The organism is Aulosira sp. FACHB-615 (genome assembly GCF_014698045.1).
GTDB lineage: Bacteria > Cyanobacteriota > Cyanobacteriia > Cyanobacteriales > Nostocaceae > Nostoc_B.
The window spans coordinates 40,902-49,770 of sequence record NZ_JACJSE010000028.1 but is presented as its reverse complement, the minus strand read 5'-3'; the positions used below and the strand labels follow the sequence as shown (position 1 = coordinate 49,770).

The window sequence follows — 8,869 nt, the reverse complement described above, 5'->3', positions numbered from 1 at the left end:
AAATTGGATAATTCATTTAGTAAGCTAATCAAACAGTTACATAGTAGACATTTACCTGATAATGTAGCTGATAAAGTTATAAAAATGGGAAGAACAGCCTACGATTATTTATTAGTTAAAATAGACGATCCGAATCTTACTGACTATCAAGTTCTTAATTTACTTCGCATTCTATATCAGATGAAGTATCATGATATTGAACAGTTTATTAATAAACTTTGTTTCCTATCTCAAGATACAAGAATTAATGTGCGTTCAACAGCCTCATTTCTCATAATTTGTTTATTTCGGTTAAAAAAAGAATTTAAGGAATTGTATATTCCTTTAGACTCGGAAACAATAATAAAATTACTTCATAATTCTTTAGCAATGGATCTGCATCAAACTGTTAGGGAACAAGTAGAATCTTTTATAGAATCCATTTGACATCTTTTATTGTCTTAAAGTACAGTAAAGGCACAAGCTTTATCCAACAGCTAAAATTACTGTAGCAGCCTTACAGACGAAGAGTGGAAAATTTTTGAACCTCTAATACCTCAGATATTGCCGATTAAGAAACAGACCAGACCCACTAATTGGACAAAAATATAACTCTTAGGTGGTATTTTCTATCAACTTAAGAATGGCTGTAATTGGTGTGACTTGCCCTGCATATTTACCTCCAGATTTAACAGTTTTGTAATGAGTTAACAAAATGAAAAGATTAAAACCCAATAATACATAACTGGAGTTTAGACTAAATGGCAGGCAATCAAAGAAAAAATAGGGGGTGTGCTTGAACACAGGCCCCCTATTAGCAGAATCTGAGAAAAGAACCACCAATTCTCATCTGCCAATATGAACCGTGCCAAATTAAAAGAATTTCGTCAAGCAGCGTATAACTATCTAGGAAGAGCGCATGATGCAACATTTGAACTGATGGATGCAATATTGCTGACGCGAAACGCTTACAGTTTGGCAGATTTATCGCTATCACCAGCCTTTAGGCGTAAGTGGCCAAGCATCTACGAAGCATTACAAGATAGCAGACCACAACGGCAGAAATTGATGCAGTTATACATCAAACAAATGCCTTTACAGAGTCGCCCATTGTTAGCAGGCGACCATACAGCTTGGCCAAGGCCAGATGCGGTAACACTACAGGAAAGAACAATTGAACACAGTAGTGTCTCAATGGGAGGAGACAAACCAATTACTGTTGGTCAAGGCTATAGCACCATTGCTTGGATACCGGAAGATTCTGGCAGTTGGGCATTACCTTTGAGACATGAGAGAATTACCAGTTGGGAAAGCCCAATACAGAAAGCAGCGTGGCAACTACAACAGGTGTGTGAAAATTTACCTACAAGACCAATTTCGGTTTGGGATAGTGAATACGGTTGCGCCCCTTTCCTGTTGAAAACAGCCGATATCAAAGCAGATATTCTCGTCCGTTTGCGTTCAAATTTATGTTTGTGGGGCGCACCACCACCATATTCTGGCAAGGGACGACCGAGGAAGCATGGTGATAAATTTAAGTTGAATGATGCTTCGACATGGAGTGAAGCCACTCAAAGTATAGAAGTAAACCATGCCAAACTAGGACGCATCAAGGTGAGCTTGTGGTCAAATTTACACTTTCGCTTATGCGCTACACGTTCGATGTCCCTGATTCGGGTTGAACGTTTGAATGAGCAAGGAACTTTGAGAGTTTCAAAACCTTTGTGGTTGGCTTGGCTTGGAGAACAAATGCCGCCTTTAGAAGAAGTTTGGCAACTTTATCTGCGTCGTTTTACTGTTGACCATTGGTATCGATTTTTGAAGCAACGCTTACACTGGACTCTTCCCAAACTAAGTACCCCTAAACAATGTGAGCGTTGGAGTGACTTAATGCCCATCATGACTTGGGAATTGTGGTTAGCCCGTGATATCGTTGCAGATAACCCTCTACCTTGGCAGAAGTTATTGGTTAGTTTGACTCCTGGAAGAGTTGCCCAAGCAATGGAGAGCATTTTAGCGAAGATTGGTACTCCTGCCCGTCCGCCCAAACCTCGCGGAAAGTCCCCAGGTTGGAAGACTGGACAACCCCGACAACGTAGAATTCGCTATCCTGTTGTTAGAAAAACTACAACTAAGCCACGTAAGCAACAATCAGAATCTGCTTAAAACTGTCGATTTTTATGTCTAATGTCTATTTATTTTCAACTCAGCCTTCCTGGGTCATTTTTTGCTGCTTAGTCTAAATTCCAGTACATAAAATATACTATTGAAAGAAGCAAAAATTACATAGAGCCACATTCAAATAGCAAATTATAAAAAATAATAGTATGAAAGAAATTCGTTTAGGTATACATTTTAACTCTCAAGAAGGCATTAGTTTTTTTGGTGTAATAGAGGTCAACCAGTTGTTATCTCAAGGGGCTAAAGTTTTAGAAATTTCTCCAGAAGGTATTATAATGGAGGACGATACAAGTAATGATGAAGAAGAAAGCTTTACCTTTGGTGGGTTTAGTTTCTTGGTAAAATTAGAAGAATAGTGGAGTAGAAGTAGTTTATTATAGCAGTTTTTAATAAAGTACCTATAAATCTACTACTTACTTGCCATTCTCTACCTTAAATGACGATACGTGAATCACAGAAAAATTTTTAGAGGTGATTCGTAAAGAAAATATAAAGAGATTTTGAGTGAGCGGGATTAGATTTAAATCTGGATTAGGTTGAGGAGTGGTAGAAAAGAGGACTAGTCTACCTGAGATGGCCAATCCCCAAAGAAAACATACGCCAGCGATCTGAGTGATGCAGGATGGGAGGTATTAAAACCACTTGTACTAACACTTAAAGGGTTTGGTCATCCTGTAGAAGTGGATTTTCGTGAGATTCTCAATGCTATCTTTTATGTACAACGTACAGAATGCCAATGGAAAATGTGACCTCATGACCTCCCATCCTACACCACTGTGCATGGCTACTTTCAGAAATGGCAACGTAAAGGCATCTGGCAAAAAATGCACGATCAAGTGCGCCAACAACTACGAAAAGAATTGGGTAGAGATGAGCATTCCACCGTTATAATCGCTACTTATCCCACTTCACCAGCACCCCTTCGACTGCAACCAACCCCCACTGCGGACACTTCGCCACCAATTTCTTGATCATAATCCTCAAAGCAGGGTCGTCCTGCCAACATTCCATCAGAAAATCATCCCCAGGATTTTCGCGCCATTGTTCCGCCATCTTGAGCTTTTCCATCCGCCAGGGTCGTATTCTTGATCGCTCGACAACAGCCTCATAAGACCATTTCTCAGGATCGGAGTCAGCCGCTACAGCACAAACACCTTCATTATGAACTTTTGGTTCCTGTGCTGGCAAATTCGACTCGGCAGACGCGGCGGAAACTGTGTCTTCATGACGTGCGATCGCATCATCACTCAATTCCTGCTTCTTTTCTAGCAACGAAGCAGACAGACTCGGTTGAGCTTGGTTTTTGGGTTGATTGAGGTTTTCTAAATTTAAAGCAACGGGCGCGGCGGAAGAATGGTCTTCATAACTGGCTCCCGGTTCATCACCCAAATCCTGGTTCTTTTCTGTCAACGAAACGGATTGACTTGGCACATCATCCACAAGCGTTAGCGTCGTGCAGTCCGTTACCGCAGGTAACTCTTTGTTCTCTTCTTTCTCTTCTTCCACGCTTTCGACTGGTTGAGGCGACGCGCCCCCAAAAGGCGCGTCAGCCGTCTCATCAACACACAAATTTTTGTTTGACGTGGAAGAAACACACCTCACAAACTCTACTGAAGAGTTTGTGAGGTGTTCCTGAACAGTTCGTGAGGGTTTTTGAAACCCTTGCTCTGATTGAGTTTTGTCTGAAATAGACGCTGTGTAATTACAACGCATTTCTTCAGAGCCAGCATTCACCTCTGCATTCTCAGCATTTGATTCTTGTTTTGTAGAATTTGGTTTTTCAGTATTGACCTTCTCCCAAAACTCTTTCATGCGACTGCCATGTAAATTCCGCACCATCCAGCCCACAGTCTCGCGTCCGTCTTGTATCGACTTGTCCGGCTTAAAAATGAACAATCCACTTTCAGAGAGAATTTTCTTTGCACAGATAAAACTGCTGTAACCCAAAGCTGTAGACAAAGACATCCACCGGGAACCATAGGGGTCAGAAGTCCAGCATTCCTGCCACAATTGGTTAACTGACGGTTTTTGCTGTGAAGCCCAAAGCATATCTTCAATCGGGATAATGACGTGAAGCCGCTTGTATGGAGACTGTGGTTTCTCCTTAGTCGGCTTTTTCGTGGGTTTTGTAATTGTTGCTGTCATTTTACAATCTCCTAAGTTTTGGCGCACGACAATTTCACCCAAGCGATCACGCTGGGTTATGAATAGTTGGAAACGTTGTCTAAAAAGTCACAATCTACGTGTTACAACAGCCGCAATTCGTTCTTGAAATATCGGTCAGTCTTTTTCGGTTTGTCTTTCCAATGCTGCCAAGCCACCCAGACTTCATCCCCCATGTCTTCGATGACTTCGCCTCTGGCGTTATATAAAGCAAAGTAGATGTCAGAATGGGCAACGATAGAACCAAGCCCAATCACTTCGTCATTAGAAGAATCAACAGGGGTTTCTTCAGGAACCAATGGTTCCGTAATGAGTATGGATTCGGTTTTCTCCAAAGCGGTGATTAGCTCGGTTTCTTGTGAGGTTAATTCCGCCCAGTAGTCGTTTTTGATAACCTCGTATTCCTGCGCCACTTCCAGATAGTCCCACCAGCTACACCCAGGCTTAGACAAAACAGCCCGAATATCACTAACAGCTTGGGGTATGAGTTGTAGCTGTTCTGCGCGGTATGCGATCGCAATTGGTGTCGGTTCACTGCCCAGAATCAACGCCGCAGCTTCTAACGCTTTGGTATTGTTCATGGCTGTGGCCAGATTACCCAAAGCAATACCCATCAGTCGCAAGCATTCTTGGGCATTTTCTTTCGGTGGCTCAACAGCAAGCGATCGCAGGTCGATTGTTTTATCTAGCGATCGCCTGACTTCTTTGTTCAGTGCTTTAGCTGCCTGTTTGGTAAGAGTATTGCCCCATTCTTGATTGGGACATTCTTCTACTGCACGTTCTAATTCCTCAATACGACCTTTTAACCGTTGGTTCTCAAGTTCTAGCTGTCGCAATCCTTCCAACTCGAAAAGCCGTTGTTGTAGCTGGAGGTTTTTTTGCTTCTGCTGCTGAAACAGGTTTTGTAAAGCGGTCAGTTGTTCTTGAACTTGCTGCTGGGCTTGGGCATTGGCTTCTGTCTGCAAGCCAATCCTCAAATCCTGTTCCAGGCGTTCCAATTCCCGCTTGTGCTGCTGTTTCAGTTGGGCGATCGCTTCGGCGTATTCTTTGGGGTAAGTTCGCTCAGTAGTAAATGACTTAATTGCGACATTACTCAAATCCGCATTATTAACCAGTTCTCTGCTGCCATTTTCAAACGTGACAATCTGCTGTCTTTGATTGGGTGGGTCAGCTGAGATGGTTCCTGATTGCCCATGTCTTGGATGAGTTGGTGACGTAATCGTGACTGTGTTGGTTTGAGGAACCAATGGTTCTGTGATTTGGTGAACCACTGGTTCTTGAATTTTAGGAACCATTGGTTCCTGAGCAATAGTTTTTTTGCTTGGCAGACGAGGAACCACAATGTTAGCCGCAGCTGCAAAGTCCGATTCGCTGGGGGAGGGGTTATCTTGCAGTGCGATCGCAACAGCCTGTTTTAGTTTTTCGGGTTCCTTAACCAATCGCACTAACGAACGGGCTTGGCGTTCATTCTTGATGTGTTCGCCCAATTCATCAGCTGTGTCTTTAACTTTTTTAGCTCCCAGCAGTTGATTGATTCGGCGGTATCCACCCCAGGCGGATAACTCAGCTTGGCAGTATTCCTCAAAACTTTGATAGCCAGCTTCACGATACAGTTGTTGATCTCGCATTTCGAGAATTTCATCAACTGCTTGCCATTCAAAGCGGTCAATGGCGGTGAAGGTTTCTTTGATGCTGGTGTTGAGAATGCTGTAGCTGGGTGCTGAAGTTGTTTCGCGGTCTAGTGTCAGCATGGCATTTTAGGGATAAGACAAGCAAATACTTGTCTTTGTCTTGTTTACCTTGCGCTTCAAGTGCGGATAGCAAATGTTATTCGCCTGAAGAGCGATTGCCTAAAAAATTAAGTAGCCGTTAAATCTGCGGCTACTTAAAATCTAACACCGGGCTAGATAGAAATCAAGAAAATTATCTAGAATATTAGGACAGACCTTAAAAACGCTTCACCCCCTGTCAAGAGGGGGTGAAGTTTTCATTATTTGTACTAAGCTGTCGATTTGAGATGACATGGCTTTTAACTGGCTTTTAAGCTGCTCATTCTCTCTTGCCAGCCCGGTTGTAACTCCCCCACGACTTTCTTCAAGGCTTCTACATCCTCAACCAGCTTAACTATATCCACTACATTACTTTGGACGATCATCTCGCCAATATAATTCCTCATGTGGTTTTCGATATCTTCCGTAATCGATACACCATCTTCTTTCAATTTTGTTTTGTACTTCTCATATAAATCGGCATCTATCTTGATACCTAACTGGGCAGTTCGCCCTTGTGTCTCTGGCTTTTTGTTCGCAGGCATATTTTTCTGTTGATCTTTATCAAAAATATACTCTTTATCCAGACTAATAGCTGTAAAGCTTATTGTAAGCCAACTTAACAATCTAGATTTTTATCTTGACTAAATCTAGATTATTTGCTAGATTATATCTAGAAAACAAAAAGACGACCGCCCTCGCCTGACAAACTTGCGCGATCGCCTTCTGTCCCTAAAAAGGTGAACTCTATTATGAACCACTTCACATATTCAACGCAAGCATCAAGAAGCTTCCACTACAACACAGTAGACGAACAAGACTTAGCCCAAGCCGAACTCGCACAGTACATAAATCAGCAAGCCCAAACCGTCGCCCCAACCACAGATCCGCTTACATCTCGTGACCGTCGCATCATTGCCGAGATTATCGAAGTAGAAGCCGATTCAATTCGTACACTCTGGATAGAAGCCGGAATTACCGTATGGGTACAGTTTTTTGACGGTGGACGGCTACCATTTGATCGCAACTGGTTTCATACAAGAGTGCAGCAAGTGAAAGCCACTCTACCCGAAACTCCAAGAGAGCGCAACGACCGCCTCAGCGAAGAACTTGAAGCAGCTTGTCAAAAATACGGCTTAACTCACGGAGAGATTGACTGGCTCTCGTTTAGCACTACCCTTTATTTCAACAACCGACGAGTGGGGTTCGTAGGATACAACCGCGCAGATCAATGGTATAGCAGACAAAGGCCATTGGGGCAGAGCCGTACAACTGACAGTATTGATGAGGCGATCGCACTGTTGGGAATTAGCCAACCAGTAGCGGCGTAGTACAGACAGTAAAAAAAGCGATCGCATCCTTCAACAGCGATCGCTCTCTCACCACGATGAATGCAAAATACAGCAAATATGTCTTTACTTCAAGATCCCGACTGGGGCGATTGCTGCGAACCAATACTTTTATCCCCAACACACCCAAACGCAGAGTTAATTGAAATCCCTGGTTATACGCTGGTTTACTGTTCCGGTGCTTGCCCCAAAATCTACCGTGTTTACAAAGGCGAATCAATGCTGGGTTTGGTCTTTCAACACATCATGTATTGGACAAACGAGATAGACCAGAAACAGTACACCCAGCCATTAAACGCAGCAGTGGCACTCGATGACTTTTTCTTGGTTGCCAGTATGACCAACGCAACACCCGATATTGCAGCTTAAATCAGTTTTTCAATCTCAACAAATAACCATCACTAACTAAAACAATGGAACCAAAAATCTCGACTCCTCCGGGTTGGCATTACCCCCAATTTGGCTTTGGACAACGCACAGAACGCGGTCAAATCATCGGCATGAAGTATTACGCCGAGGACACATATTTAGCTGAAGAATATGGTGCAGGTTGGCGTTACATTCTGCTGCCAAACAAGAACACTGAAGATGATGAAACACGGATTGAGGATGACATAAAACTGCTATCCCCACAGGATTTAAAAACAGTTTTGGAGGCAGAAATTAACAGCTACTTGCACCAAGTTGAATCACTAAAGCACGAGTTAAAAGCAGTTGGTGTCAGTCTTGTAGCAGCTAATTCTCCGGCTGAAGAAACTACCCAACAGAACCAAGAACCACGTTATCCATCTCTGCATGATTTAGTTAATGGTGCAAAGTTCCTCATTCAAGAGATTGCAAAACATCCCGATTATCTAACACTTGAATATCAGCCTGATCTAACTATTGGTGATGCTGACACTGCGCTTTCTTATCTGGAAGTAGAACTTGAGCCTCCAGAAAATAGCAAATGAACTCTGTAGTGGCGATTCAATTACAAATCGCAACTAAAAATATTAGTACTATTTTGATAAATTTTTTGGAGGTTTACTAATGTGTACTAAATGGGCAGAAAAAGAGCTAGGAACTCTCGAAGAAATGGCAGAAATGTACACCCCAGAACAAATAGTTTTTCGGCTAAAAAGACGCGGTTATCATCGCATAGTATCAGCCGTTAAGAATAAATTGTATTCTTTGGGGTATTCTACTTGCCCAGTTCTTGATAATTACAGTTGCAGTGAGATTGCCAAAAACCTTTGTTTACACCCAACAACTGTTACTTATTGGGTCAGACAAGGTTGGCTCAAAGCCAAAAAACGTTGTACCAGTTGTTATCAAGTAAAAAGTCAGGATTTGAAGCAGTTTTTCAAGAATCCACCGCAGTCAATTAGAAAACGCATTGCGGCAATAGATCCGCAGGTTGTTAGATATTTGGTTGGTTAATCAAAA

General features: G+C 42.5%; 10 protein-coding genes and 1 pseudogene. 8 read left to right on the top strand and 3 right to left on the bottom strand.

Features of this window, described 5'->3' with window-relative positions; all coding sequences use genetic code 11:
- Window positions 1-3 precede the first annotated feature (3 nt).
- The 4 genes and pseudogenes from H6G77_RS28260 to H6G77_RS28245 form a co-directional block, all read left to right on the top strand.
- Window positions 4-426 carry a hypothetical protein gene (locus H6G77_RS28260; RefSeq protein ID WP_190873323.1) on the top strand — a complete coding sequence of 141 codons (423 nt, stop codon included), beginning with the start codon at window positions 4-6 and terminating at the stop codon, window positions 424-426.
- 411 nt (window positions 427-837) lie between these two features.
- Window positions 838-2,145, top strand: coding sequence for an NF041680 family putative transposase (locus H6G77_RS28255; RefSeq protein WP_190873322.1), 1,308 nt, complete (start codon window positions 838-840; stop codon window positions 2,143-2,145).
- A 161-nt stretch (window positions 2,146-2,306) separates the two neighbouring features.
- Window positions 2,307-2,516: a hypothetical protein gene (locus tag H6G77_RS28250; protein WP_190873321.1), complete on the top strand. Its 210-nt coding sequence runs from the start codon at window positions 2,307-2,309 to the stop codon at window positions 2,514-2,516.
- Window positions 2,517-2,733: 217 nt separating this feature from the next.
- Window positions 2,734-3,056 (top strand): annotated as a pseudogene (locus tag H6G77_RS28245) (transposase); the annotation flags it as partial.
- Here the strand turns inward: H6G77_RS28245 and H6G77_RS28240 are convergent.
- The 3 genes from H6G77_RS28240 to H6G77_RS28230 all read right to left on the bottom strand — a co-directional run bounded on the left by H6G77_RS28240 (window position 3,055) and on the right by H6G77_RS28230 (window position 6,718).
- Window positions 3,055-4,305, bottom strand: a complete 1,251-nt coding sequence (locus tag H6G77_RS28240; RefSeq protein WP_190873320.1) for a hypothetical protein — start codon at window positions 4,303-4,305, stop codon at window positions 3,055-3,057. The pseudogene H6G77_RS28245 and the gene H6G77_RS28240 overlap by 2 nt on opposite strands.
- A gap of 101 nt (window positions 4,306-4,406) precedes the next feature.
- Complete coding sequence (locus tag H6G77_RS28235; RefSeq protein WP_190873319.1) at window positions 4,407-6,074, bottom strand: hypothetical protein; 1,668 nt, start codon at window positions 6,072-6,074, stop codon at window positions 4,407-4,409.
- Between the two features lie 278 nt (window positions 6,075-6,352).
- Window positions 6,353-6,718 carry a hypothetical protein gene (locus tag H6G77_RS28230; RefSeq protein WP_242049332.1) on the bottom strand — a complete coding sequence of 122 codons (366 nt, stop codon included), beginning with the start codon at window positions 6,716-6,718 and terminating at the stop codon, window positions 6,353-6,355.
- A gap of 126 nt (window positions 6,719-6,844) precedes the next feature.
- Between H6G77_RS28230 and H6G77_RS28225 the strand changes: the two genes are divergently transcribed.
- From H6G77_RS28225 to H6G77_RS28210, 4 genes are all read left to right on the top strand, one after another.
- The gene (locus tag H6G77_RS28225; RefSeq protein WP_190873318.1) at window positions 6,845-7,423 is read left to right on the top strand and encodes a hypothetical protein; all 579 of its coding nucleotides are present in this window, start codon (window positions 6,845-6,847) and stop codon (window positions 7,421-7,423) included.
- A 78-nt stretch (window positions 7,424-7,501) separates the two neighbouring features.
- A complete protein-coding gene (locus H6G77_RS28220; RefSeq protein WP_190873317.1) occupies window positions 7,502-7,810 on the top strand; it encodes a hypothetical protein in 309 nt (102 codons plus the stop codon).
- A 44-nt stretch (window positions 7,811-7,854) separates the two neighbouring features.
- Window positions 7,855-8,394: a hypothetical protein gene (locus H6G77_RS28215; protein WP_190873316.1), complete on the top strand. Its 540-nt coding sequence runs from the start codon at window positions 7,855-7,857 to the stop codon at window positions 8,392-8,394.
- 79 nt (window positions 8,395-8,473) lie between these two features.
- Window positions 8,474-8,863, top strand: coding sequence for a hypothetical protein (locus H6G77_RS28210; RefSeq protein ID WP_190873315.1), 390 nt, complete (start codon window positions 8,474-8,476; stop codon window positions 8,861-8,863).
- The last annotated feature ends 6 nt before the right edge of the window (window positions 8,864-8,869 follow it).